A 26,149-nucleotide genomic window follows, 5' to 3' on the forward strand; every position below is an offset into this window, starting at 1 on the left:
ACTAGGTGATGCCATGAATGACACATCTTCGAAGGTCGGATCTGATCCCGACTTGGTTTCTGCGACCAAAAAAGTATTCAAACACGTAATTCCCCTTTTCTTGATCATGTACGTCCTCAACTACATCGATCGGGTGAATATCGGATTTGTCAAAACCCACCTTGAAACCGATCTGGGTATTGGTGCTGCCGCTTATGGCGTCGGTGCCGGCATGTTCTTCATTGGCTACTGCGTGTTCGAAGTACCTGCCAACATGTTGCTTCAGCGTCTGGGCGCGCGTATTTGGCTCACACGAATCCTGTTTTCCTGGGGGCTCGTCGCCACACTAATGGCCTTCATCCAGAGTGAAACCCACTTCTATATTCTGCGCTTTTTGCTCGGTGTCTCCGAAGCTGGTTTCTTCCCCGGTGTCATTCTCTATCTCTCGCAATGGTTGCCTGCCAACGAGCGCGGTCGCGCCGTCGTGATCTTCATGAGTGGTTCGGCGATTGCCTCGATCATCGCAGGTCCGGTTTCAGGCGCACTGCTGCGCATTGAAGGATGGGGTCTGCATGGCTGGCAATGGATGTTCATGATCGAGGGCTCTGCTTCGGTATTCCTGGCGTTTTTCATGTGGAACTGGCTCAAGTCCAAGCCCGAAGATGCCGAATGGATGTCAGACGCCGAACGCGCGGCGCTGTACAGAAGTCTTGATCACGAGCAGCTAGAACGCGGTGCTGGCAAGCATGGTCACACATCAGCCTTCAAACTATTGAAGGATCCGAAGATTGCCATGTTCTGCCTAGTTTATTTCGTGATCCAGATGACCATCTATGCAGTCACCTTCTGGCTGCCGAGCATGATTAAAGCTATGGGTGTCAGCAACGATCTGCAGGTGGGTTTCTTTAACTCCATTCCGTGGATCATGGCCGTCATCGGTATGTACCTCATCGCGGTAGGTGCCAAACGCTGGAAACACCAGCATCTCTGGGTAGCGTTGTCATTGCTGATCGCGGCCGCAGGCCTGTTCGCTGCCACATTTAGCGGTCCGGTGTATGCATTCGTTGCGCTGTGCTTTGCGGCAATCGGATTTAAAGCAGCGGCATCGTCTTTCTGGCCAATTCCACAGGGATACCTTGATAGACGAATAGCCGCCGCAGTGATCGGCCTGATCAGCGCGATCGGAAATCTGGGTGGTTTCGTTGCTCCCGTTACATTTGGGCTCATTGAGCAGAATACCGGCTCGGTGAGTGGAGGACTGATGGGGCTTGCCATCATCGCACTGATCGGTGCAGGTGTGACGCTCGCGTTGCGAGTGCGTTCAAGCAATGAGACACCGGCGATTGAAGTGATACCCGCACACTCTGCGCTCGAAAAATCTCGGTAACACATTTCAAATCACCTCCCAACGCAAGAAGCAGTCGAGAGCGCCACCCAACATCTGACAAATGACTGGCAAGTTAGTCGTGGAAAACCCGTGTTCCGACTGGGTGAGAGCCCAGTCCGGCTTTCCCCGATTAACGAATGATGCTACGGAGGGCTCACGTGTGCGCTATCTGAAACAACACCTGAAGCGATACACCATGAGAACGCCCTGGAATTGCTACTGAAAATCGGCCAATTGGCGGCGAACTTAGGAATGTGTGGCTGACCTTCGCCTAGGGGTGAACTGCCAGGATTTTTCTAAGCGATGAGTGAGTAATTGCATGGTCGGCAAATAGTAATAGCGCGTCGATTCAGTGTGCTGGTTTAGGTGGTGATTCAAAAACCACGCAAGATGCTTCCTCTGCTAAGTCCATGGATTTTCGCGTTGCCAGCGCTCAGCGATTGCTGCTTGGATAGTCTTCGCCTGACGCAGGTGGCGGTGGCGGTGGCGTGAGGTATGTGACCCGGTTAGGGCGCCCGCCAAGCACAGCTCCATATCGAATGCTGTGCTCATGCTCTCCCACAAATGTAAGCCGACACCACGTCGATACGACGGTGTCCCAGCTCGTAGCTGATCTGTGCTCAGGCCGCCTGGTCAAGGTGCGCGTCGAGCTAGCAGCAACGGCCACCGTTGATGGGGGCGGGATGATGGGTGATTTGCTCATAGCGCTCGCATGCATGGGCCGCCCCAATTCGTGGAAGCCCATGAGGTCGTGCTTATGGAGGAAGTCCCATACGGGGTGGACGATTCCCTGAAAAAAATAGAAGTAGCGTTCGTCCGGTGCAAGTAGGTTGCGGCTAGTCATTTATGTACTGCAAATGTGCCCCGATCTTAACCGTTTGTCAGTCGATCCGGCCAAAAAAACAAGGCTGGCGTTCAGTAGACTCAGATCGTCTAACGCTGTGGTTTATCTCGTTGCTATTCACGAACAGCTCGGCTAAACCCGAGGTGCGGATCGCTGTCATCGACAGCACTTTCCCAGGTAGCCAGAGCCTTCAAGGCTACGTCACTTCGATGATGGCGCTCCCCAAGTGCGATTAGCGTTCGGTAGCTCGCACGGTGACCGTTTCTACGGTGATGAACGCCTACTGCTCTCCTGAGCGCCTTTCGAGCTCTGCTCGTTAGGAAAACCCTCTTGATTTTCTTCAACCCACTGCGGGGAAATCTTTTCCCGCACGGGACAGGTTTCTTCGCGCTTTCAACGGAGACATACCATGCCCGACTCACTTACACCGGAAACACTGAACACCCTTCGGTTGCCCATCGTGTTCACACCTGGCGCGTGGCAACGCGCAGTACAGCTCGAGCGTTCCGATCTCGCTGGGAAGCTGCAGGTCGATCGGTTGAGCCATGTATTGCGCGCAGCCTTCGAAGCCCATCTGGCCTATCCACAAAAGCCCTATGTGCTGTTCGAGGTAGTCCACATTGAACCAACCGATCACTTCGACCACGACCCGTTGCTGCAATTGAGTCTCAGCCTACTCCAAGAACCGGGTCAGCCTGGCGCCTTACTGATAGCGCTTGCAGGAGAAAACCAGCGCTAAGCGCAATTGGCGGCGCCCACCTCCACATTCGGATGGCATGCAAGACCTGCATCAATCCAACCCATCACCCAACCGGGGAACCCTCCCCCCCACGGGCAAGGCGTTCCTTCGTTTTTCTCTCGAGGAAAATGCCATGCGCGACATCTACCAAGACGTGACTGACAAGATCGTTACTACTTTAGATCAAGGCGTTGCCCCCTGGATCAAACCCTGGTCCTCAAGTGGCTCAGCCCACGTCGGTCATCATCACCCCTCCCCCATTAACGCCATCACGCGGCGTCCCTATTCGGGGATCAATTTACCGCTGCTCTGGGTCGAGGCCAGGTTGCAGGGGTTCACTCAAGATCGTTGGCTGACCTTCAATCAAGCCAAAAAAGCCGGCGGGCACATCCGTAAGGGTGAGCACAGCACCCTAGCGGTGCTCTACAAGCCGATGGAGCGCGAGGAACAGACTGAGTCAGGCCAACCCGTACTCGATGAAAACGGTCAGCCCAAGGTCGCTCACTTTGGCATTCTCAGGACGCATTTTTTGTTCAACATCGAGCAAACGGAAGGGCTCGAAACGTTCAACGAAACCTTGCTCGAAGCGGGCCCGACCGCCCCCTTCCTAGCCGACAGTGCTGCAGAAAATCTGCTGTTAAGTTCAGGTGCACACATCGTTCATCGGCCTGCCGACGAAGCCTTTTACCACCCGATCAGGGATCTCATCCAACTGCCGACAAAAGCACAATTTCACGATGAAGGCGGGTACTACGCCACCGCACTGCACGAGCTGACGTACTGGACCGGGCATCACTCTCGGTGGCAGCGCGAGGGGGTAACGTCAGCCTGTCCGTTCGGCTCGCCAGGCTACGCGTTTGAGGAGTTGATCGCCGAGATGGGCGCTGCGTTTTTATGTGCTTACGCCGGCATTCAGGGAGAGCTGAGGCACGAGGGCTATATCGATTCCTGGCTCGGCCTGCTCAAGGCTGACAAACGCGCGATCTTCCGCGCCAGTGGCCAGGCCCGAAGCGCCTCGGAGTATGTACTCAACCTGGAGCAGCAACTGAAGCAAGCGGTCTTGGATGACTCACTATGCATGAACGATGGAGCTTGATCGTTACCTCACCGCTGCAAACGCTTCACAGGGCCCAACGCGAGTTGAGCCCTTTTTTCTGTTTCCAGAAATCAGACGGAATCATACGGCGGGCCCTCACGCAAAGAACAAGAGAGGGGCGCACACCCGCAGACTGTCATTCCGCATCCAGGTTCTGCGCCAGAAAATTCACCAGTTCAAGCGGACTCCGGCTGTCGATCACCTTGTAGATCAGATCGCGTTTACTGCGCGGTAACTTCTTGACCACGCTCTTCGCCGAGGCCCTGACGGCTTCGTCGGTCCCATGGATACGTGCCGCGAGCAGCAGCACGAGCGTGGCGTCAGTGAGGTTCATGGCAAGACCCAAAAAATAGGCACCGCAGTGTACCGACTCTTTTCTTTTCCGTACTAGCCCCCAAAAAAATGATGCCTAGGAGTATCCATAATCCGATTGCCGCACAAAGGGACACGAGCCAAAAGGACGGGTAACGGTTGGAAAGGAATGGGGAGTCAAGGGTAAGAGCCCTATCCGAAAAGGCTAAAAGGTTACTGACCCAGCCACTTCCCGGAGGTCACGATGCTCAGTCTGTTTCGCCACAAAAGGCAGAAGCCCACTCCGCCACCGACCGTGAGCGTCGCCGAAGGTTACCTGCCCGTCGAGTCGGCCCACAGCTTGTTAGCCGCGGAGCACCGCCGTCAGTTGCTCGATCGGATTTGGCAGTACACCGCCCTCTCCCAAGCGCAATTCACCCAGCTCTATTTAAACCCGATCCATCGCTACGCCGAACAGGTCCAGCAACTTCCAGCCAGCGAGACACACCACCATGCGTATCTCGGCGGCATGCTCGACCATGGCCTAGAGCTGGTCGCTTGCAGTTTGAAACTGCGTCAGTCGTATCTGCTGCCCACCGGCGCCGCGCCCGAAGACCAAGCCGCCCAGACTGACGCCTGGTCGGCAGGTATTGCCTATGGCGCCCTGTTGCATGACATCGGCAAGATCGCCGTGGACCTGCTGGTCGAACGCCAGGATGGCCGTGTTTGGCATCCTTGGCAGGGCTCCCTGGATCAGCCCTACCGTTTTCGTTACATCAAAAGTCGTGACTACCACCTGCACGGCGCCGCCGCAGGCTTGCTCTACACCCAAATTCTCGACCGCCCAATCCTCGATTGGCTCAGTGGATTTCCGCCACTGTGGGCCAGTCTGCTGTATGTCCTGGCGGGCCAGTACGAACGTGCCGGCGTGCTCGGTGAGTTGGTGATGCAGGCCGACCGTGTTTCCACCGCACAGAACATCGGTGGTAACCCGAGCAAGGCGCTGCAAGCGCCGATTCATTCTCTGCAACATCACTTGATCAGCGGACTACGTCATCTGGTTCAGCACGAGCTGAAACTCAACCAGCCGGGTGCCGCGGGATGGCTGACCCAGGACGCCCTCTGGCTGGTCAGCAAGACGGTCACGGACAAGCTGCGAGCCTATCTGCTGTCGCAAGCGATAGAGGGGATTCCGTCGTCCAACCTTGCGGTGTTCGACGAATTGCAATCGCATGGGTTAGTTGAGTCGACGCCGGAAGGCAAAGCCATTTGGACCGCGCTTGTGACACAGGGGAACTGGCAGCAGAGCTTTACCTTTCTGCGTCTTCAACCGGCGTTGATCTGGGGCAGCGAAGACCGTCCCGAAACCTTCAGCGGAACCGTGAGCGTCGTCGAGGACAATTCGTCTGACGTTCCACCCTCGCCAGCAGCGCCCGAGACTGTGAGTGCAGGATCGCACCCGAGCTCGTCACCGAGAGATCCCATGGGAACGGAAGACACCGACTACCTGGGAACTCTGCTCGATATGCTCGAGTTGGATGGACCAGAGACCAGTGACTTGCCGTCAGAAAACCCGCCCGAAACCTCCCCGTTCCCATCTGGCGACCCTGGTCAGGCATTCCTGAATTGGATAAGAGAAGGCATCCAAAGCCACAAGCTGATCATCAACGACAGCAAGGCCAAGGTGCACACGGTGAGTGGCCACGTATTTCTGGTCACGCCTGGCATTTTTCAACGCTATGCTCAGGAGTTTCCGCGCATCTCAATGGGTGCCGATCACGAAGGTGACGAATGGCGATGGGTGCAGAAACAGTTCGAGAGGCTGAAGATCCACAAAAAGCGCGACGATGGTTTGAATATCTGGCTCTGTCAGGTCGAAGGCCCCAGGAAGAAGGCAAAACTCAAAGGCTATCTTCTAGAAAACTCAGCACTATTTTTCGAAGCCGGGTCCATACCTGCCGATAACCTCTTTCTTAAACTCGAAAAATAGTAAATTTCCATATCTCCTATTGAAGTGATTGAGTAGACGCTCCGGCGGCGGAACCAGCTCCGTTTGCGGCACAATGTCCTACCCTGCAACGTATTTCACACCGACAGCAAAAAGCACGGGCATCAAGCGCCATAGACGCGGGATACAATCATGGAGAATAAGGAAAACGAACGGATGACACACTCAAACCCACCATCCTCGCTCATCAAGGAGTATGCCAGCGACGGGATATGCCGTGTGCTAGCGCTTGATGGCGGCGGAGCAAAGGGTTTTTATACTTTAGGCGTTCTCAAAGAAATTGAGGCTATGCTTGGATGCCCGCTCTATAAACGATTCGATCTCGTCTATGGTACGAGCACAGGCGCGATTATTGCCGCGCTCATCGCTCTTGGGTATGAGATAGACCAGATACACACGCTTTACACTGCCCACGTACCCCGCGTTATGTCCAGCCGTTCAGCGACAGCAAGAACAGCGGCACTTCGAGATTTGGCTGCTGAGGTTTTTCAAGACAAGACCTTTGAAGACGTCAAGACAGGTGTCGGTATTGTAGCCACTCGCTGGATGACCGAAAGACCGATGATCTTCAAGGGTAGCGTTACTCAGGCCCATGGCCGCAAAGGCACGTTCAGCTCTGGCTTCGGGGTCAACATCGCTGAAGCAGTGCAGGCGTCCTGCTCCGCCTATCCGTTCTTTGAGAGAAAGGTGGTTGTCACCTCTGCGGGCGATAAGATCGAGCTGATCGACGGCGGCTACTGCGCCAACAACCCCACCCTTTTTGCAATCGCAGACGCGACTGAGGCCTTAAAAATAGAGCGCACAGACATTCGAGTCGTGAACGTCGGCGTCGGCATTTACCCGGAACCGAAGCCGGGACTGCTGATGCGAATAGCCAAAAAATGGCTTGCAGTTCAGCTGCTCCAGAAGACCCTAGAGATCAATACCCAATCCATGGATCAACTGCGCGACGTTTTATTCAAAGACATCCCCACGATTCGTATCAGCGATAGCTTCGAACGACCTGAAATGGCAACAGATCTGCTGGAGCACGACCTTGATAAGCTGAATATACTCCGACAACGTGGTAGCGAATCGTTCGCCACTCGCGAGGCGCAGCTAAGGGACTTTTTGACGTAACGTGAGCGAGGCCCAAAATGGGAATACCTGAATCGCAACTCGAAACCTGGTCGCACCAAGGGTCTATCGCGCAGTCTGCTGCAACCTACCACGCCATAAAAAGCACTCTGGAGAGCCCAGATGCTAACTATCACGGGAAGAACTACAAGGTCTTTCTTCAAGGCTCCTATGGCAACGATACCAACATCTACTCCGAAAGCGACGTGGATGTGGTCATACGACTTGATGACGTCTACTACAGCGACCTAACACTACTATCCCCAGAGGAAAAAGCAGCGTATGACCAAGCAAGGGTTCCGGCGTCCTATCTGTATGAACAGTACAAGGCAGATGTAGTCCAAACTCTCACTAATCGCTTTGGCTCTGATGTTAAAGTGGGAGATAAGGCCATTGCCATAGCATCGAATGGCAGTAGGCGTAAAGCCGATGTCATCGCCGCAATGCAATACCGCCGCTATAGGAAGTTCAATAGCAATTACGACATGCAGTATGACCAAGGCATCTGCCTTTTCAATGCAGCGGCCGAACGCATCGCTAACTACCCAAGACAGCATTCGGAAAACCTTACAAGAAAACACCAGAGCTGTAATCAATGGCTCAAACCAATGATTCGTATTCTGAAGAATCTTCGAAGCAAGCTGGTGGAGGATGGAAAATTAAAATCTGGCATCGCGCCGTCGTACTATCTTGAAGGTTTGCTGTACAACGTACCGTACGAGAGGTTTGGCTCCAGCTACGTGGAATCTTTCGTTGCTGCAATGAACTGGATTCAGCAGGAGGCGGACAAAAGCAAGTTGGTGTGTGCCAATGAGCAGTACTACCTGCTACGAACTGGAACGCCTACCTCATGGGAAAGCATCGACGCGGAGACTTTTATCAACGCCGCTATCAAACTGTGGAATACATGGTGAGATGAACCTGAATTTATCGCCCGCCGCAAGATCAGTGTAATCACCAACCTGGAGTAAGTTCGGAGTGAGCGATCGCACCATCTACCTTTTCATGTGGGGATACCAAGACACCTATAGAATTCACATTCGCTCGCTGGTGCGAAACGTTTTGAAAGAGTTAGGAGCACCGCCTGAGGCAGAGGTACTACTCGTCGGCGCTCGTAGCCCCGATAGCACAAACCCTAATCCAGTGTGTGTCGAGCCAGAAGGCGGACAATGGCCTCTTAAACTATTTGACGGCTTGCTCGATTCGATCGAATCCACTTATCGTGACCATGACTTGCAAACCATGTTTTATAGTGATGCGCCCAGTATGCGAGACAAGCCGGAGTGGATCCGTCGAGACTCCGTGCGCACCTCGGCTCAAGAGGCACTCAAGGTCTTCGATTCCGAGCATGACGTAACATCCTTCTGCGGTGAGGTTAGACGCATCGGTGATTATCATGTCACTCCGATCGTGCAGATTCCTAACGCAACCTTCCGCCTATTCCCACCGCTGCCTAGCAAACCGATTGAAAATCGCGGGCAAGGATATGGCTTTCGTAGCCTGATACACGCTGCAGTATCTGCTGTGCTTCGTGAGGCTACAGAAGAGTTAAATAATCCTGAGCCCGGGCGTTTTACTAGTCGCGGCATTAGAAATGCAGAGGAAGTCGTGCGCATTGCGGCAAAAGATTTTCTGCATACGCCAGGGCTTTCAATCGAGCAGCAGTATTACCATACCGACCTCTTCGACTCATTAAACCTTGTCTCGTCCCTAATTTACGAGGGTGCAAAAGGCGTCGGCCACCTTATAATCGCTGCCCCCAACAACGAAAGTATCGAGTTCCTCGCTCAATTCTCTGAGCCCGTTTCTTTTCGTGAGCCCCGATGGGTTCGTAAAGTTTTACAGATGGCTACGCTAGGAGTCGGAGTCATCGCGGACAGCCGCCACATCTACGGACTTGGGCAACTGAGTTATTCGCACGATCACAGTGCACAAGATGCGTTTACGGTGGCCTTCATCGATCACTATCTATGGGAGTTGCGCTACAAAGACCAGGTACTACTTCGCAGTCACTACGCAGTTCCTACGCTTCCCCAGGAGCCTTTCGACAAGGCAGATTTCCTCGCAAATTATGCTCGACTCTTTCCTCTGTCGTCACCAGCAGATGCGCTCCATCTGTGGAACCTATTGATTACGCAGATTAGTCAAGATCACGGTAGCATGATCGTTGTTGCGGAAGACGCAGCCAGCGAAGCGCAGCGCCTCAGCAAACAAGGGACCAGCATTGTTCCGACTCGCCTTACTGAAGCGCTTCTCAGGAGTTTCAGCGGAATCGACGGGACAATTCTGCTCGATCCCTTAGGGATCTGCTACGCTATCGGGATTATTCTTGATGGCGAGGTTACGGAGCAATGCACTCCCTCAAGGGGATCACGATACAACTCAGGTGTGCGCTACGTACGGGCGCAGTTTCATCGAAGGCTTGCGATCGTTGTTTCAGATGATCGTACTACCGACATTATTCCGCAGATAAGACGGTTGGTTAGCCGTAAGTTATTGGAAAATCATATTGCTGGATTGGAAGCAGCGACGCTAGATAACTACCATGACCATCGTAACTGGTTAAACAACCATCGTTTCTATGTAAATTCCGAGCAGTGCGCACGAATTAACAAAACGGTTGAGAGGTTGGAGGCGCTTCCGAAGGAAGTAGGCCTGATCTACCTTGGAACAGAAAGATTTGAGAAGCATCCTGACATGGAAGAGAGCTATCTCACTGACTGAACGAATGCTGAGATTCTGCCTCTTCGCGCACAGCACTTGTGCCGTCAGAACTGCTCCATCTAGATCGAGCCATCCTGCACTGCCAAGGACACTGGCCTCCGGCTCCTTGTGTTATTGCGAAGGACATCTACCGCCATAATTCTGCTGGTATGGCGATAGAAGGCCTGTTTGACAGTTTGCAAGAGCAGACCTAAGTGGCCAGTCCTTCGATGATTGCCGTAGCGATGTCGAGGCCCTTCAGCAGGTCTCTACGTGGCTTGCATTCCACGTACCCATTGATGACGATCGTTCGAATACGCTTCAGGGCGGAGAGTTGTTCCGGCTCCGTGGGGTATACGCAAGGTTCCCCGCCGTAGTAGGTATTGTCGAAGTCCTGATTGCGGTCACCGTCCCGGTATTCAGCCAATTTCTGGATAGGTGCTGAGAGACAGACCCGACAAGACCGCTTAGGGATCAGGTTCTTGATCTGAAGGTCGATGCCCGCTCTTTCGGAGTGCGTGCAGATCTCGCTTGCGTCCTTCAGTAACCTCTGAGCCATTTTTCCAACGGCACTGCATTGTTACCCTCACCAACTGCTCAATGTACCAATCTAACAGCTAGTGCCCGGCTTCCGAATAGGAGTAACAAATTGCTTAACCGTCCCGATAAAGACGCGCTCCGTGCAATGCTGGAATCGCAGGTTCAAGAAAGGCTGCAGCACGACCCAGACGCGGTAACGACTTATGCAGCCCAGCCTGTACTTGACCGAAAACCGTACACCAGCAAACCCACGGTTCAGGACAAGGCATTTCACAAAGAGCTCGAGCAGATGCGTGCAGACGCTGAGGCTGGAGTGATACATACGTCTAAGCGCGAGCCGGAGGATGGAAGCGCTCCTAGCCTTAAGCTTGACGATTATCCGGATCTGTAAACGTGCCACTGAGAATCTAAAGACGGGAACGGCTTGCTTGCTCATAGCAACGGAGACCAAACGTGAGGAGGTAAAGTGGAGCCGGGCTAAAGCTCGAAAGAGCGATAGCCAAAGTAGCTTTAGCTCCGCACCCGAACACATCGCCTATCGAATCTCACATGAGCCACCCGCGCAATGTATGGCGACCGCAGTCAGTCATGGAGCGAGTGCTGCCTCGATCAAGCGTGCGTGAGGTAAGGCTCGGCGCACGTCTTCTATGGCGCCCTCAATTGCGTCATGTGCAGAGGCTGCTTCACGGACAAATTCCAACGCCAGACGACCTGGCTGTCCGACTCCGGCCACCGCATCATCACAGCCTGCTTCCGCCAAGCGACCCAGAATCGCATCCGTATCGTTGTCGTCAGACAGTAATTGGTACTTCAGGGTGAAAGTACATTCCATCTCTAATCCTTCGTCTCAGCAGGTTCTTGATTGATGTCTATTTGACTGGATACTGAACGAGCACTGGCTCATAAGGTTGGGACAGTTTGAACGATAACAGCACCACATTACCGTCGCTAGTCAGTGCCTTCAAAGTCATTCAACTGGCTCAGCCGGGCCCGTCGGCCCAAAGCAGCGACTTTAAGAAAAATGCATCGACACACCACCTACTGCTGAGCCGCCCTCCCCGCAAAGGCGAGCGCATTGCACTGTCATAAATTGTCTCAGCTAAAACCCGCCCCGTTCTTGAAATCGTCTCGTTTTGCCGGTACTTCTAGGTCACCAATCTCATGCACGGAAAGCAACCATGCAAGCAAGATTTAGAGTGATTGAGACCACCACACTGGACGATGGCAGCACGCGATACAGGGTCGTTGATCTTGTAGAGGGAGGCTCAGCCAGCAAAAATGGTGTGTTCGAGGTTAGGACAGAGGCTGAGACCGTGTGCTCAGCGCTGAACGCTGCAGGCCCTAAATCAGCGGATAAAAACCGTGCTGCATCTGCAGCCTCGCTCTGACCTGGCTGTTAGTTTTGAGCCAGGAGATCACAGAGCTTTCTTTGTGGGAGAGCTAAAGGGAAGACATGGATTCACGCCCTGAGACCATGCTTTGCAGCTGCTCCTGGTTAAGTTCCAGGCAAGCACCCTCAGCTTCAGCACGTGTCTGATAGACAGACTTCAGACGCAGCTTTTCTTCATTGTCGTAGATGTTGAAACCTATCGGAGCGGTTTCGCAGTAGAAGCGCGCTCCGCTGCGCATAGTGTAGTGGTCAACTGATCCCGGACACTGAATTGAGTTTTTCCTCAGCGACCGCAGGCGCTAGCCCTTCGTTGAACTGATGCGGTCTCCGCCAGTTGTATCGCTCCATCAGGAACCGGCCGATATCCTGTTGCGCTAGCGCAGCGCTCATGTAGCCCACCGTCGGTATCCATTCACTTTTTAAGCTGCGAAATAACCGTTCCATGGGCGCATTGTCATGGCAGTTGCCGCGCCGACTCATGCTCTGTGTGAAGCGGTATCGCCATAGTCTTTGGCGGAAACTTCGGCTTCCATATTGGCTGCCTTGGTCGCTGTGAAACAATACGTTTTGCGGCCTGCCACGCTGCTCGTAAGCCATGTCCAATGCCTTGATTACCAGGTCGGCGTCGGGCTTGGATGAGAACGCCCAACCCACAACACGACGGGCACAAAGGTCGATGACAGCCGCCAGATAGTGCCATCGGCCTTCAGCCCAGACGTACGTAATGTCACCGCACCAGACCTTGTTCGGGGATGTAACGTTGAACTCTCGATCAAGCACGTTCGGGATATCAGGCCGCTCCACGGTGGCCTTTTTGTAGGCATGGGAGCCCGGCTGTTTGCTGATCAAGTGCATCTCGCGCATCAACCTACGTACCTTGAATCGCCCGATCTGCATGCCATCCTCTTTCATCATCAGCATGATGCTCCGGCTGCCCGCAGCGCTTCGGCTTTGCGTAAACAGCTCGTTCACGCGGCTGCGCAAAACCACCCGTTCGGCATTCGGATAGCGACGTTTCCGGCAGTACGCGTAGTAGCAAGATCGGGTTACTTCAAATACCGAGCACAACAGATCAATCGGCTCTTGAGCCCGAAGTTGATCGATTAACGCGAACGCTCGTGTTCCTCGGCCATCAAGAGCGCGGTGGCCTTTTTTAAGATCGATTTTTCCCGTTCGAGCCGATTGATACGAGCTTCGAGTTCCTGGATTTTTTGCTGTTCAGGCGTCAGGGCTTTGCTGGTCGGTGTGACGCCGCCACGCTCCTGCTGGAGCTGGTTCACCCAACGACGCAAGGCCGACTCAACTAGCCCGAGCGAACGGGCTGCTTCGGTATGACTGTAGCCTTGGTCGAGCACCAGGCACGCAGCCTCGCGCTTGAACTCAGGGGTAAAGGTACGGCGTTGCTTTGTCATCAGACACCTCTCTGTGGCGAGCATTCTCGCCTAAATGGGTGTCCGGTTTCATTAGACCACTACATAGATCCCGTTTCTGTTGGGATTGCGGGGACAACAACGAACCTCAAAATCATCTTCATATCCTCACCAATCACCCCTTCACTAATAGCGGCTGTTGGCCACCATAGCAAGGGATCAACATCGGTTTCCGATGAGGAACATGGCCGGCCACAGGTGCAGGCTGAAGTCATTTCAGGGTTCGAGAAAAGCACTCTAAAACATCCTCACTGCTACGCTGTCCTCTTCCACGGAGGAATCACGATGTCGAATGCAGACCTACTCCCTTCCCTACTCTACAAAATCAATCAGAACCAGCTAGCCCTTGAAGCCGCGATTATGGAGTTCACCCTCTGGGTGGAGCAGCACGGTTCAGCTGAGGTCGCAGGCAACGTTCGTGGTGCTTTGGACACAATCAGCAAGAACGAAGCGTTCATCAACATGACGCGAGCGGTGCTCATGACTCCCGAATGACTTACTCATGACAGACAGCTATCGGCCAAAAGGTTATTCAAATCTGCCAAGGTGGACGTTGATGATCGACCACCTCGCATCGACAGGAATGATAGACAACCTTGATCTGCGTCAATCCTACTAGATCAGCTGCTTTAAAACCTCCACTGATGTGGCGTCTGCAGTGAGCATGATCAGAGTGTTCTCTCCGTCCCCAAAATGCAGCTGCCGCAGGTGCATCGCCAACTCATGAAGGGGCAGCTGTGAACTGCTTTGGGTCGAATATATGGGTGCGGGGCCCACCGCTGAACGGGTATTCCAGGTTGTAGTTGCGCATGGTGGGATCCTCACAACGGGTGAAGTGCACCTGAACATCCCGGTTTAGCGAATCAATGAGCAGGAAATTTGAGCTCTGTGGAGGTCTGCTACCCATCTCAGAATACCCTCCGTTCCCCACGAAAAGCACGTTCGCCGGCTAAGACCTCCTCCCCCCAATTTCTCTTGACGATCTGAAGAGCTTGGTCATAGACTTCATTGCATGCGTATGCAATATCGCCAATTATAGGTATTGAGCGCAGCCAAAAACGGCCAGGCCGCACGGTTTGTTTACCGACGAGCACTTGCCAGGAAGAAAAATAAAAATAAAAGCAGGTGATGAAGATGCATGCGTCCGCACACCCAAAAAAACCGATCCTGCAGGTGGACGGCCTGCGCAAATCCTACGGGCCGACCAATGCGCTCGGCGGAGTCAGATTCGATATCCTCCCCGGGGAAGTGCATGCGCTGCTTGGTGAGAACGGAGCCGGAAAGTCGACACTGGTCAAAATACTGACTGGCGTCGTGTCCCCCAACGAAGGTTCGATGCAGTTTGCCGGACAGCCCTATTCCCCCCGAACGATTCTACAAGCCCGTGCAGTAGGCGTAACAACAGCTTTCCAAGAGCTGAGTTTGCTCTCCAATTTGTCGGTTGCAGAGAACCTGGCATTACCGAAACTCACTAAAGGTTGGTCGGGACTAAATTCCAGAACAGAAAACTGTGCAGCCGCAGCAGCAACACTATTCAAGTTTGGCCTCTCTGAACTAGATCCAATGACATCGGTAAGTGAGCTTTCACTTGCTGATCGGCAACGACTTGAGATTGTTCGCGCGCTAAGCCATTCACCTTCATTGCTGATCCTGGATGAGCCGACGGCAGTACTACCCTCGACAGATTGGCTGTTTGATCTTATTCGCAAGGAGACAGCTAAGGGCACAGCCGTCTTGTACATCTCTCATCGTTTGAACGAGATTCGCCAACTCTGTGGTCGTGCGACTGTTCTTCGAAGCGGTTGCAGTATCGGAACAACCGATCTTGGTAACACCGATGACTCACAAATATTCGAAATGATGGTCGGCCAGCGAATGGCCGTGACGCCGAAGCAGTCACCGTTGAGCACGCAAAACAATGCCTCTCCCACGCCTCGGCTTCGAGTCGATGGGCTAAATGCGGGGATTGTAAAAGATCTAAGCCTGAGTCTTTACCCAGGTCAGATCGTGGGATTGGCGGGATTGGATGGCCAGGGGCAATGTGATCTGTTCCATGCTCTTTATGGCCTGATTCCCAAACGAACCGGAAGCATCGAGGTAGAAGGAAAAAAGGTCACTATCAATTCACCTTCAGCAGCCCTTGCCGCTGGAATCCAAGTCGCTCTTCTACCCGAGGAGCGTAAAACCCAAGGGATTTTTGGTGATTTGGCTGTGCGCTCGAACATGGCGATTTCGGCATTGAATCGAATAGGACTTTTCGGGCTTACGAACCGCAAAAACGAAAGGAAGCTCGCTAAGGAAGTAGCTGGCCAGGTTGATCTGCAAGACCGATATCTAGATTTTCAAATCAAAGATCTTTCCGGAGGAAATCAACAAAAGGCTCTCCTTGGCCGAGTATTGCTCACTGGTGCTAACACCCTTCTACTCTTCGATCCAACTCGTGGCGTCGATGTAGGTACCAAACAAGCTCTGTATCTCGCCATTGAGGACTTCGCTCGCAAGGGTGGCAGCGTCCTGCTCTACTCCTCTGAGCTTGCCGAACTTGTCCGGTTGAGCGAACGCTGCTTGGTAATCTACGAGGGTCGGATAGCCGCTGAGCTCGAAGGTCAGTCGATTGAAGAAAGGAACCTGGTTGCTGCTGCGACTGGGCACCACCGGCATACGGCGGGGGAGGCAGCATGAAGAAGTCCGCCCTCTCCTTTACATCAATAACCAAGAGTGGCGCTGGCACGGCAGCATTGCTCTACGCATTGCTGTTCCTGACATATGCAAGCGTAGAGCGCAGCGCATTGAGTGTTTCCGCATTCAATGATCTCGTAAACAACGCCTCTCCTTTGGCCATTGCCGCCGCCGGCGGAACACTCATTATTTTGCTGCGAGGTTTCGACCTTTCAGTTGCCGGCGTCATTTCTTTGGTCAACGTGATTCTTGCTAGCTACCCACTAGATGGTGCCTCAGGGGCAGCAGCAAGTCTCTGCATCGCATTAACCATCGGCGGTTTAGTTGGACTACTCAATGGTGTCTTGGTCGCCTACGGAGGTTTTCAATCCATCGCCGTCACTTTGGCGACAATGATCATGACAGGTGGACTTGCTCTGGTAATTCTCGACGCTCCTGGCGGATACGTTGCTGACTGGCTGAGTGAGACATTAACGGACACGGTTGCTGGAATCCCAGTATCTGGCCTGGTGCTTCTAGTGGTCATCGCGTTATGGGCCGTTGTCCGCAAAACGGATTTCGGTATTTCCTTGTATGCGGTTGGTCAAGACGAACATGCAGCCTCTCTTTCAGGCATTAAGGTACAGCGAACCCGCTGCGTTGCGTTCGTCATCGCGGGGGCGCTGTATGGGCTTAGTGGCTACATGCTTTCTGCGCAAACCGCTACCGGTAACCCTACTGCGGGTAATTCTCTTCTCCTTCTCACCTTCGCCGCAATAGCACTTGGCGGGACGTCATTTCGCGGAGGGAAAGGTGGACTCACCGGCAGCATCATTGGCGCCGCCAGTCTCATGCTTCTGCAGAAGCTTCTGTTTTCTATTGGCGTTCAGTCTTTTTACATCGGTCTACTGCAAGGCATCGTCATGATCATTGCCGTAGGGCTCATGAATGCTACCGAATGGTTTGGCGCCAGGAGGGTTTGAGATGACCAGTGCTCGGATTAACTCAACCAAGAATGTGCAGGCCTTACCCGTGAATGAAGTCACTACAGACACTCGCAAATCTTCACGCATTTCGCGGGAGACCTTAAACATTGCCGGCGTCTTCCTGCTCTGTGTGCTGGCGCTCTTCGCTGCGAAATGGATCAATCCAAACGCTGGTGGATTCCAACAGCTGGAGACCATTCTTATCCTTTGCTCCTTCTTGGTGGTGGTCGCTTTCGGACAAGGGCTCGTAGTACTGATTGGCGGATTAGATCTCTCTATTCCATCAGTAATCACGTTAGGAGGAATTCTGACCGCTGTCTGGGTCGGAGCAGACGGCGGATTATGGAAAGGCGTTGAAGTTCTCGCTGTATGCGCTGCGGTCGGCGCAATAAATGGGCTCGGCGTTGCCGTCTTCAAAATCCCTGCGTTCATCATGACCCTAGCGATGGGCATCATCATCTACAGCCTCTGCTTGGGGGCTACTGGCGGCTCACCTAATGGTGTTTCGCCCAAGGCGTTAACCTGGCTGATGAGTGCCCGTGCACTTGGCATTCCGGTGATCGTAATCTTCACAGTGGTAGGGGCGATCATTGCATTCTCTGTGCAGTCACGTACTCGCTTTGGTACTCGGCTTTATGCGTTAGGGTCGAACCCAATGGCCGCTAAATTTGCAGGTCTCCATACAGTCAAACTGACCATCATGACCTACGGTCTCTGCGCACTACTTGCGGGGATCACCGGAATGCTTCTGGTGGGCTATTCGAATGGTGCAACGCTGCGGATGGGTGAGCCCTACTTACTGCCATCGGTAGCCGCCGTTGTGATCGGTGGATCATCCATCAGCGGAGGTCGAGGTAGTTTCATCGGCACGCTCGCAGGCGCACTGCTACTTACCATATTGGACATGATCATCTCGAGTCTGGGTTTCTCCCAAGGGTGGAGAACCGTCATCTCTGGGGCAATCATCCTCTTCGCCATTCTGCTTCAGCATGAGGGAGCGATGGACTACTTACGCTCGTTGAAACGTCGCAAAAACAAAAGCTAACTCGCGTTTTCGATTGAAATTCATAGCTACTTACAACAACAAAAGGCGCATAAAAAATGAATAGAGCATTTGAGTTCAAAGCCTCCCGGTTGCATAAAAAAATGATGGCACTGCTTGCGTGTGTAGTAGCACCTCTGGCGCTGTGCGCATTTCCGAGTGCAGTAAGCGCGACTCCAAAAGATCACTACGTGATCTACTTAAGCCTGAGTTACAGCGGCAACGCGTGGCAATCGGAAGCGGCAAACCTAGTCAAGGCCCTGGCTAAAACGCCTCCATACGACAAGATGGTAGAGCTTCGGGAAGTTATCTCGGGCACTGACGTGCAGGCGCAAATATCGGCATACGAAAGCATGATCGCTGCCGGCGCTGATGGTGTTGTCAGCTTCCCTGTGTCGCCTACCGCGTTAAATCGCACCATCAAAAGAGGGTGTGAGAAAGGCGTGCTGTTCTACATGTACGACTCGACTGTTACCGAACCCTGCGCCTATAACGTCAGCTACATCACTGCTGGTTTTGGTGAGAACACGGCTCAAGCGTTGGTGAATGAACTCCATGGAAAAGGGAAGATCTTCCTGAGTCGCGGAGTTCCAGGTAACTCGGTAGACAAACGCCACTATGACGGCGCCATGAAGGTCTTCAAGGCCTATCCCGGCATTCAGGTTGTCGCCGAATACTATGGCTATTGGGATGATCGAACCACCCAACAGGAGACAGCTAAGGCCTTGGCTGCACACCCCGATGTTGATGGCATCTGGGCCCAGGCTGGCGAGAATGGCGCGTTGAAGGCGTTGATCGCGGCGAACCACAAGCTTGTGCCAATGACTGGCGAAAACTCCAATGGTTTTCGGCTCGGACTTGCAAATCCTGAGTACAAAGCCAAAGGCCTGAGCGGTGTGTCCTCTGGCTCGCCTCCAGCTGCTGCGGGGTTGGCGTTCAAAATGCTGATGGAGCAGTTGCAAGGCAAGCGGGAGATGAAGGTTCACAACATCGAATACGCCTTGCCATGGGTTCCTGCAGATAAGGTCGTCGTCTGCAAAGGTGACAAAGTCACCTCAGACTGCAACGCACTCGCCGAAGGAAAAGTGCCGGACTCGTTCGTCACCGAAGTCTTCAACCAAGTGCTGCTTCCTGAGATTTCGCTCCAGTCAGCAACCGATGGAATTCCAACCCCCGGCGCCAGTATTCAACCGTTACCTGAAGACGCGGCTCGAGCAGCTGCGAACGAACCAGGAATCAACTGCGCCAAATGTGATGCGCCCTCCAATTTATACCAGCTGACCAAAATAGAGTCGTTCGACGCTAAATAGCCGTACTTGAGCCTGAACCCTCGGGTTCAGGCTTAGTGGGAGAACAAAGATGACGTTACTACTGACTTCGACCCGCTTTGGAATTACAGAGCAAGCATTCGACGATGTCGAGCCGACGCCGCCCGATGAAGTAGGCGTCGGCATGCGCACTGATGAGTGGGTGTTCTACTCCTCGCAGATCCGAACCTATTACGACCAAATCAACGGGATCATCGGGCAGCTAGCAGGCTTACTGATCCTGGGACAAGCGAGAAGCTGCTTCGAAGCCTATTACAGCCTCGCGGCGACACCGCTTGATCAAATTGAAGACTGCCGCTGTGCTCTTTCCAAGATCCGTCCCCCTGCAATTGCAGCCAAGCATTTCGCCCATTTGTCTCGCGCAGCAGAGCGTGTTGATGACATTGCTCGCTCACTCCGTCGTTCGGTGGCATCGCCGGAACGGCTCAGGATTGAAATACCAAGAATGGTTGATGGACTTGAGGGTGCGTGCTCAATTCTTCGATGCGCTGCTGATCCCGTGGTGCGCTTACAAACAATCGATTTTGGGCAGGGCTGCGCGTGCTGCACACCCCTTTCAGAATCTGACAAATTGCAGCTCGATTAACTCCTGCCAATAACAACAAAAGGTGACCTATGTCTGGCAACGCTTACTCAATTTGGGTACTCGAATACAGCTATGTGATGGACTACGCGGTAAGTGGCATTGTGTTTGGAGCTCACAACCAAGGTGTTCGCAAACTTCCTTACTGCTACGTCGTAATCAAAGGCAACGGTCGCACAATCATGGTCGACGTTGGCTACAACAACAAAGATTACGGCGGATATCTTGAGAAAAAATTCGGGGTTCAAAACTGGCATTCACCTGCAGATGTGTTGTCCAACTGTGGCATCACTCCCGAAGAAGTCGACACCATCATCCTTACGCATGCTCACTTTGACCACCTAGGTAATACCGACGCTTTCCCGAACGCGACCTTTTATATCCAAGAAAAAGAACTCGCAAAATGGATCTGGGTGATGTCTTTGCCGAAGAGTCAGCAGTGGATGATGATCGCGACCGATCCATCGGATGTCCTACGTGCGGTGAACCTCGCTAAAGATGGTCGCCTGAGATGCATTGACGGCCCTTTGGCTGATCTCCTCCCTGGTATTGACCTCCACGTAGCCTATGACAGCCACACCTACGCATCAATGTGGGTGCATGTGCGCAACGACCTCGCCAGAGAGTCGCAGAACGGATGGGTGCTCGCGGGAGATCTTGTTTACAGCTATGACAACTTCCTTTCCGAGCCTGAAGTGGTCGATGGCGAACTGAGCGGGACTTTGCACACAACCCCCGTTGGACTCGCTGTCGGCAGTCAAACCAATCTGGTGCTGGTGACGGAGGAAATGCTCAAGGTCGTCGATTACGAACCCAAACGTCTTATTCCGATTCATGAGGAGCGTCTAAAGGACGTTTTCCCCTCACGGATAACCACCCAAGGTCTTCGTATCACGGAGATTTGCCTTGGCCAACAACAAATGTCGAAGGTGACTAACAATGCGTGAACTTGAATCCCTGACCAAAGGCCGGCCTATTGCGATTGTAGGAGCGGGCCTTGTGGGTGCCGGATGGGCATTAGTCTTTGCTCGAGCAGGGCTCTCTGTTCGAATCTATGATGCCAATCCTGCCATTTCCCAAGCGTCGATACCGCTGATCGAAAAGCAAATTGCTGACCTAACTGAGTTCGGATTATTGGCTGAATCCGCAGACGCAATACTCGCCCGTCTGACAGTTTGCGACACGCTTGCAGAAGCGGTAGACGGAGCAGCTTATGTTCAAGAATCCATACTTGAGCGCACTGATGTAAAGCGGGAGCTAATGCTTGCGCTTGAGGACGTCGCCGGGCCTGATTTGATTATCGGCAGTTCCAGTTCAGGGATTCCAGCCTCCGCCTTCGCTTCAGGTTTGAATATCTCCTCCAGGGTCATCATTGCTCATCCGGTGAACCCACCTTACCTTGTACCGGTGGTCGAAGTTGTACCATCGCCAGACACCTCCCCATCAGTCACCCAGTTCACTACAGCTCTTATGGAAGCAGTGGGTCAAAGCGTTGTTCATGTGCACAAAGAAGTTGAAGGATTCGTTCTGAATCGTCTCCAAGCTGTACTGCTACGTGAGGCCTGGGCGCTTGTGGAAGATGGTGTCGCCACATGTGAAGACATCGATAAGACAATACGTGACGGCTTGGGGTGGCGCTGGTCGTTCATGGGCCCCTTCGAAACTATCGATTTGAATGCCGTGGGCGGCGTCGCGGACTACGCCCAACGCTTGGGCCCGCTGTATCGCAGCATTGCCGATTCACGCTCGCATCAGGATGACTGGAGTCTAGAGTTAATCAAAGAAGTGGAAGGCCAGCGTCGCCGGTATCTCGGTCACAATGAGCTTGAGTCTCGGCGTGGATGGCGTGATCGAGCGCTGATGGCATTCAGCGCTCAACGTCGTAAATCAGACTTGCGTTAATCAACCAAGAATGCCGAAGGCGGCGGCGCCTTCGGCATCAACATATTTCGTACTTATTTTTACTGGTAGGCAATGTATCTACAAAAGACGATTTACCGCATAAAACGATAGTTCGGAGGGAGTGTCGTGGATAGGCCCTACCGCGATGGATAGCGCCGTGATACGAGATGGTAGGCTAATCGGGGCATTCGCCTATATCCAAGCAACTGCTGGTCAACAGACCAGATAGCCGACCCTCTGGCGAGGGTCGGCTGGAAAACTACTGAGCAGTCCATCCCCCATCGACTTTAAGCGACGTCCCGGTAACCATCCGTGCTGATGGCCCTGCGAGGTAAAGGGCGGCCCCCACAACGTCTTCCATTTTTGCCATATGCCCCATTGGAATTTTCGACACCAGAAAAGCCTCCTTCTCCGGCGTATCTACGATTTTGCGAACCATCGGCGTATCCACAAATGTCGGGCAAAGGGTGTTCACACGTATGCCTCGGTCAGCTAACTCGACGGCCATGGCTTTTGTCAGCCCTTCAATCGCATGCTTGGTCATGCAGTAAACAGTACGGTTCGGTGAGCCCACGTGCCCCATCTGTGATGAGACATTGATGATGACACCAGTGTCCTTTCCAGTGTTTGCCAACATCTTCTCAACCGCTGCTTGCGCCGTGACAAAGCACGCCTTCACGTTGAGATTGAGCATCGCATCTAAATGCTCGTCACTCACTTCCAGGATTGGTTCGGGATAGTTAGTCCCTGCGTTGTTCACCAGAATATCCAGTACCGGAATGCTGCGAATAACCGATCTAATGGCAGCGCTATCAGTGACGTCGCAAACAATCGTCTTGACGTTGCCACTCCGATTGCGGATGGAATTTGCCACTTCATCAAGGTTACTCTGCGTTCTTGCTACTAAAATCAGATCTGCCCCTGCAGCACTAAACGCTAGCGCAACGCCAGCGCCAATTCCGCCACCGGCTCCAGTGATCAGAGCGACTTTTCCATCCAAGCGAAAGGATGGCATTCCTAGGGTTTCGGATTCGCTTATCACGGTCTTCTCCTCACGTATTTTACAGGCCACAGAAGGTCTGAAAGCAGCAAACGAGAGCACTGAACGGCTTTTGAAAACATCATTCATTGTCATCATTCAAAACCTCACACCCACTGGGCAAACCTGGCCGTAGAGGCTTGCATACTACGAGCCGAAAATGCAGCTGATGGCGATCCTTTCTGTCGTACTTACACGATGCCAAACGTGTAAAAGACTGCTATCGCAAAGAAAGAACTCAATGTCTTGAAAATCGTGATACCAAATATGAATTTGTATGCTTCACGGTGCGTTAATCCTGTGACAGCCAGGAGCGTGATTACGGCCCCGTTATGAGGAAGCGTGTCCATCCCGCCAGCGGCCATCGACGCCACGCGATGCAATACTTCTAGGGGAATATGCGCAGCGTTGGCAGCCGCCACAAAGGTTTCGGCCATCGCTCCCAACGCGATACTCAATCCACCGGACGCTGATCCAGTGATACCTGCAAGAATGTTTATCGTGAGGGCTTGGTTTAGCAGAGGATTAGGTATCGCTTTCAACGAACTAGCGACGGAGAGGAAACCTGGCAGGATGGCAATCACTGCGCCAAAACCATACTCCGACGCGGTATTGAGCGTTGCCAACATAGCTCCACCCACCGCCGCGCGACTGCCCTCAGCCAACTTAGCGACCACAGCTTTGAAAGCAAAAATCAACACTGTGATGATGCCTACAAGCAAGGCAGCTTGAACCGCCCAGATCGCGATCATCTTCGAAACCTGAGTTTGGACAGGCGCTTTCAATCCTGGAAGTGTGATGTCGTAGACAGAGCCGTACCAGTGAGGGATCCAGTAGGTGAAAGCCAGGTTCATGACACCGACCAACACTAAAGGAAGTATCGCGATGAGAGGGTGAGGCAGCGGGATATCTTCCGGCGTTTCTGGCTCGTTGCGAAGATCTGTTCCGTAGCCTTCGCCCGTTCTAAGAGCCTTGCGACGATAGTACTCAAGATAAATGAATCCACAACTGAGTACGAACACAGATGTCGCCAACCCTAACCATGGCGCCGCCCAAGAGGTAGTGCCGAAGAAAGTCGTTGGGATAATGTTGAGAATTTGTGGAGAACCGGGCATTGCATCCATCGTGAACGTAAATGCGCCCAGCGCGATGGTGGCTGGCATTAACCGCTTTGGGATATCACTTTGCCGGAACATTTCTGCGGCAAAAGGATAAACCGCAAAGACTACGACGAAGAGCGATACACCACCATAGGTCAACAGACCACAAACCATCACGATGACGGGAATAGCTCTCTCTTTGCCCAATAGCCTGATGAACGCTTGGACAATTGAACGAGAGAAGCCCGACATTTCGATAAGCTTACCGAATACTGCGCCGAGCAAGAAAACAGGAAAGTAGAGTTTTACAAACCCAACCATCTTCTCCATGAAAATATCAGTAAACACCGGAGCCACAGCGCTTGGTTCTGTTAAAAGAACAGCAGCAAGAGCAGCTATTGGTGCGAAAATAATCACACTGTATCCACGGTAGGCGACAAACATTAGGCCGCATAACGCAAGCAACGCAATAATTACACTCATATGAGGATCCACGAAGCCCTGCCGCGCTCGCACTCAAGTTACAAGTGGCGGCGCGGCAAATGATTGTTGTTATTATCGGGCCACTTGAAGTGACCCTAGCCCGCTACTATCACTCTTTATTCAGCGATCCCTGCGTATGGGACATCCTTATGACCATAGCGACGCACGCGGATGTTTGCTTGCTCACCGTGCCCTGCAAAACCTTCCAGCGCACAAAGACGCGAGCAGTACGAACCAACCAAAGCAGAAGCTTCGTCAGTCATCACTTTCTGATAGGTGCAGGTTTTCAGGAACTTACCGACCCACAGACCACCGGTGTAACGGGCAGCTTTTTTGGTTGGCAGAGTGTGGTTAGTACCAATTGCCTTGTCACCGAACGCTACGTTAGTGCGTGGGCCCAGGAACAAAGCACCGTAGTTACGCATATTGGCGAGGAACCAGTCTGGATCCTTAGTCATCACCTGAACGTGCTCAAATGCCAAATCGTTGGCAATCGACAACATTTCTTCGTCGCTATCAGCCACGATTACTTCGCCAAAACTTTCCCAAGCTTGGCGAGCAACACCGGCGGTAGGAAGGATCTGCAGCAGGCGCTCGATTTGAGCCATGGTATCGCGGGCCAGCTTCTCGGAAGTGGTCAGTAGAATTGCTGGGGAGTCAGGGCCATGTTCGGCCTGGCCGAGCAGGTCGGTAGCACAGATTTCGCCGTCGACGCTGTCATCAGCAATAACCAGAGTTTCGGTTGGGCCTGCGAACAGATCGATACCCACACGACCAAACAGCTGGCGTTTGGCTTCGGCTACGAAAGCGTTGCCTGGGCCGACCAAGATGTCTACAGGAGCGATAGTTTTGGTACCAATGGCCATTGCGCCGATAGCCTGGATACCACCGAGGCAATAAATTTCGTCAGCGCCAGCCATATGCTGGGCAGCGACAATCGCGTGTGCAGGCTTACCGTTGAAAGGAGGAGCACAGGTGATGATACGCGGCACACCTGCGACCTTCGCAGTAATGACCGACATATGGGCTGACGCCAGCAGTGGATATTTACCACCTGGAACGTAGCAGCCTGCGGCATTCATTGGCAGGTTTTTGTGGCCGAGGATAACGCCCGGCAAGGTTTCAACTTCGATATCTTGAATGCTGTTGCGTTGATGTTGCGCGAAATTACGCACCTGGGTTTGAGCGAACTCAATATCGGCAATGTCGCGCTTGGTCAGTTGCGAGTAGCAGGCGTCGATCTCGGCAGCAGTAAGTCGATAGCTGTCACGTTCCATTTTATCGAATTTAACGGCGAGGTCGCGGATCGCGGCATCTCCCCGCGCTTCGATATCGGCAAGGATTGTTTCAACAGTGTCGCGAACCTGACGGTCGGCAGATTTTACGACTTCCGCTTCAGCGCCTTTCTTCAGCCACTTAGCCATTTGCAGTCTCCTGGGATTGTTTTTTTCGGATGAGTGCATACGTATGCAGAGCCATCATAGAAGACTCTTCAGTGGTTTGAA

20 protein-coding genes and 2 pseudogenes are annotated in these 26,149 nt (G+C 53.1%); 15 read left to right on the forward strand and 7 right to left on the reverse strand.

Annotation, left to right across the window (positions count from 1 at the left end):
* Positions 1 to 13 precede the first annotated feature (13 nt).
* Positions 14 to 1,366, forward strand: coding sequence for an MFS transporter (locus KGB21_RS13240; RefSeq protein ID WP_223505372.1), 1,353 nt, complete (start codon positions 14 to 16; stop codon positions 1,364 to 1,366).
* A 548-nt stretch (positions 1,367 to 1,914) separates the two neighbouring features.
* On the opposite strand, the pseudogene KGB21_RS13250 reads toward KGB21_RS13240, so the two are convergent.
* Positions 1,915 to 2,204: pseudogene (locus KGB21_RS13250) on the reverse strand (integrase); the annotation flags it as partial.
* Between the two features lie 415 nt (positions 2,205 to 2,619).
* Between KGB21_RS13250 and KGB21_RS13255 the strand changes: the two are divergent.
* Positions 2,620 to 2,949 carry a hypothetical protein gene (locus KGB21_RS13255; protein WP_223505373.1) on the forward strand — a complete coding sequence of 110 codons (330 nt, stop codon included), beginning with the start codon at positions 2,620 to 2,622 and terminating at the stop codon, positions 2,947 to 2,949.
* A gap of 133 nt (positions 2,950 to 3,082) precedes the next feature.
* Positions 3,083 to 4,045, forward strand: a complete 963-nt coding sequence (locus KGB21_RS13260) for an ArdC family protein (protein ID WP_223505374.1) — start codon at positions 3,083 to 3,085, stop codon at positions 4,043 to 4,045.
* A gap of 136 nt (positions 4,046 to 4,181) precedes the next feature.
* Here KGB21_RS13260 and KGB21_RS13265 read toward each other — a convergent pair whose 3' ends face one another.
* Positions 4,182 to 4,379 carry a hypothetical protein gene (locus KGB21_RS13265; RefSeq protein ID WP_223505375.1) on the reverse strand — a complete coding sequence of 66 codons (198 nt, stop codon included), beginning with the start codon at positions 4,377 to 4,379 and terminating at the stop codon, positions 4,182 to 4,184.
* A 222-nt stretch (positions 4,380 to 4,601) separates the two neighbouring features.
* On the opposite strand from KGB21_RS13265, the gene mobH reads away from it, so the two are divergent.
* The 4 genes from mobH to KGB21_RS13285 all read left to right on the forward strand — a co-directional run bounded on the left by mobH (position 4,602) and on the right by KGB21_RS13285 (position 10,184).
* Positions 4,602 to 6,326 (forward strand): MobH family relaxase, encoded by a 1,725-nt coding sequence (gene mobH / locus KGB21_RS13270; RefSeq protein WP_223505376.1) that lies wholly within the window; start codon positions 4,602 to 4,604, stop codon positions 6,324 to 6,326.
* A gap of 150 nt (positions 6,327 to 6,476) precedes the next feature.
* Entirely contained in the window at positions 6,477 to 7,463 is a 987-nt protein-coding gene (locus KGB21_RS13275) for a patatin-like phospholipase family protein (protein ID WP_223505377.1), read from the forward strand.
* Positions 7,464 to 7,480: 17 nt separating this feature from the next.
* Positions 7,481 to 8,374, forward strand: coding sequence for a nucleotidyltransferase (locus KGB21_RS13280; protein WP_223505378.1), 894 nt, complete (start codon positions 7,481 to 7,483; stop codon positions 8,372 to 8,374).
* Between the two features lie 64 nt (positions 8,375 to 8,438).
* A complete protein-coding gene (locus KGB21_RS13285) occupies positions 8,439 to 10,184 on the forward strand; it encodes a hypothetical protein (protein WP_223505379.1) in 1,746 nt (581 codons plus the stop codon).
* Between the two features lie 1,117 nt (positions 10,185 to 11,301).
* On the opposite strand, the pseudogene KGB21_RS13290 reads toward KGB21_RS13285, so the two are convergent.
* Positions 11,302 to 11,535: pseudogene (locus KGB21_RS13290) on the reverse strand (hypothetical protein); the annotation flags it as partial.
* An 807-nt stretch (positions 11,536 to 12,342) separates the two neighbouring features.
* Positions 12,343 to 13,505, reverse strand: a protein-coding gene (locus KGB21_RS13295) for an IS3 family transposase (protein ID WP_223505380.1) whose coding sequence is annotated in 2 segments (ribosomal slippage) — positions 12,343 to 13,253 and positions 13,253 to 13,505 — 1,164 coding nt in all. Because the reading frame shifts where the segments join, the coding sequence is not laid out codon by codon here.
* 303 nt (positions 13,506 to 13,808) lie between these two features.
* Here KGB21_RS13295 and KGB21_RS13300 point away from each other — a divergent pair.
* The 8 genes from KGB21_RS13300 to KGB21_RS13340 all read left to right on the forward strand — a co-directional run bounded on the left by KGB21_RS13300 (position 13,809) and on the right by KGB21_RS13340 (position 22,022).
* The gene (locus KGB21_RS13300; RefSeq protein WP_223505381.1) at positions 13,809 to 14,018 is read left to right on the forward strand and encodes a hypothetical protein; all 210 of its coding nucleotides are present in this window, start codon (positions 13,809 to 13,811) and stop codon (positions 14,016 to 14,018) included.
* 633 nt (positions 14,019 to 14,651) lie between these two features.
* A complete protein-coding gene (locus KGB21_RS13310) occupies positions 14,652 to 16,205 on the forward strand; it encodes a sugar ABC transporter ATP-binding protein (RefSeq protein WP_223505382.1) in 1,554 nt (517 codons plus the stop codon).
* Positions 16,202 to 17,164: an ABC transporter permease gene (locus tag KGB21_RS13315; protein WP_223505383.1), complete on the forward strand. Its 963-nt coding sequence runs from the start codon at positions 16,202 to 16,204 to the stop codon at positions 17,162 to 17,164. Before KGB21_RS13310 ends, KGB21_RS13315 begins: the two co-directional genes overlap by 4 nt.
* Position 17,165: 1 nt before the next feature.
* A complete protein-coding gene (locus tag KGB21_RS13320) occupies positions 17,166 to 18,212 on the forward strand; it encodes an ABC transporter permease (RefSeq protein ID WP_223505384.1) in 1,047 nt (348 codons plus the stop codon).
* Between the two features lie 56 nt (positions 18,213 to 18,268).
* Positions 18,269 to 19,519 (forward strand): sugar ABC transporter substrate-binding protein, encoded by a 1,251-nt coding sequence (locus KGB21_RS13325; protein WP_223505385.1) that lies wholly within the window; start codon positions 18,269 to 18,271, stop codon positions 19,517 to 19,519.
* Positions 19,520 to 19,568: 49 nt separating this feature from the next.
* Entirely contained in the window at positions 19,569 to 20,123 is a 555-nt protein-coding gene (locus KGB21_RS13330; RefSeq protein ID WP_223505386.1) for a hypothetical protein, read from the forward strand.
* Between the two features lie 29 nt (positions 20,124 to 20,152).
* Positions 20,153 to 21,067: an N-acyl homoserine lactonase family protein gene (locus tag KGB21_RS13335; protein ID WP_223505387.1), complete on the forward strand. Its 915-nt coding sequence runs from the start codon at positions 20,153 to 20,155 to the stop codon at positions 21,065 to 21,067.
* Positions 21,060 to 22,022: a 3-hydroxyacyl-CoA dehydrogenase gene (locus KGB21_RS13340; RefSeq protein WP_223505388.1), complete on the forward strand. Its 963-nt coding sequence runs from the start codon at positions 21,060 to 21,062 to the stop codon at positions 22,020 to 22,022. Before KGB21_RS13335 ends, KGB21_RS13340 begins: the two co-directional genes overlap by 8 nt.
* A gap of 259 nt (positions 22,023 to 22,281) precedes the next feature.
* On the opposite strand, the gene KGB21_RS13345 is transcribed toward KGB21_RS13340, so the two are convergent.
* From KGB21_RS13345 to hisD, 3 genes are all read right to left on the reverse strand, one after another.
* The gene (locus KGB21_RS13345) at positions 22,282 to 23,160 is read right to left on the reverse strand and encodes an SDR family NAD(P)-dependent oxidoreductase (protein ID WP_223505389.1); all 879 of its coding nucleotides are present in this window, start codon (positions 23,158 to 23,160) and stop codon (positions 22,282 to 22,284) included.
* A gap of 92 nt (positions 23,161 to 23,252) precedes the next feature.
* Positions 23,253 to 24,644, reverse strand: a complete 1,392-nt coding sequence (locus KGB21_RS13350) for a GntP family permease (RefSeq protein WP_223505390.1) — start codon at positions 24,642 to 24,644, stop codon at positions 23,253 to 23,255.
* A 116-nt stretch (positions 24,645 to 24,760) separates the two neighbouring features.
* Positions 24,761 to 26,068: a histidinol dehydrogenase gene (gene hisD, locus KGB21_RS13355; protein ID WP_223505391.1), complete on the reverse strand. Its 1,308-nt coding sequence runs from the start codon at positions 26,066 to 26,068 to the stop codon at positions 24,761 to 24,763.
* Between the last annotated feature and the right edge of the window lie 81 nt (positions 26,069 to 26,149).

Origin of the sequence: Pseudomonas sp. GL-RE-29 (genome assembly GCF_019947275.1) — a bacterium.
Classification (GTDB): Bacteria; Pseudomonadota; Gammaproteobacteria; order Pseudomonadales; family Pseudomonadaceae; genus Aquipseudomonas; species Aquipseudomonas fluorescens_A.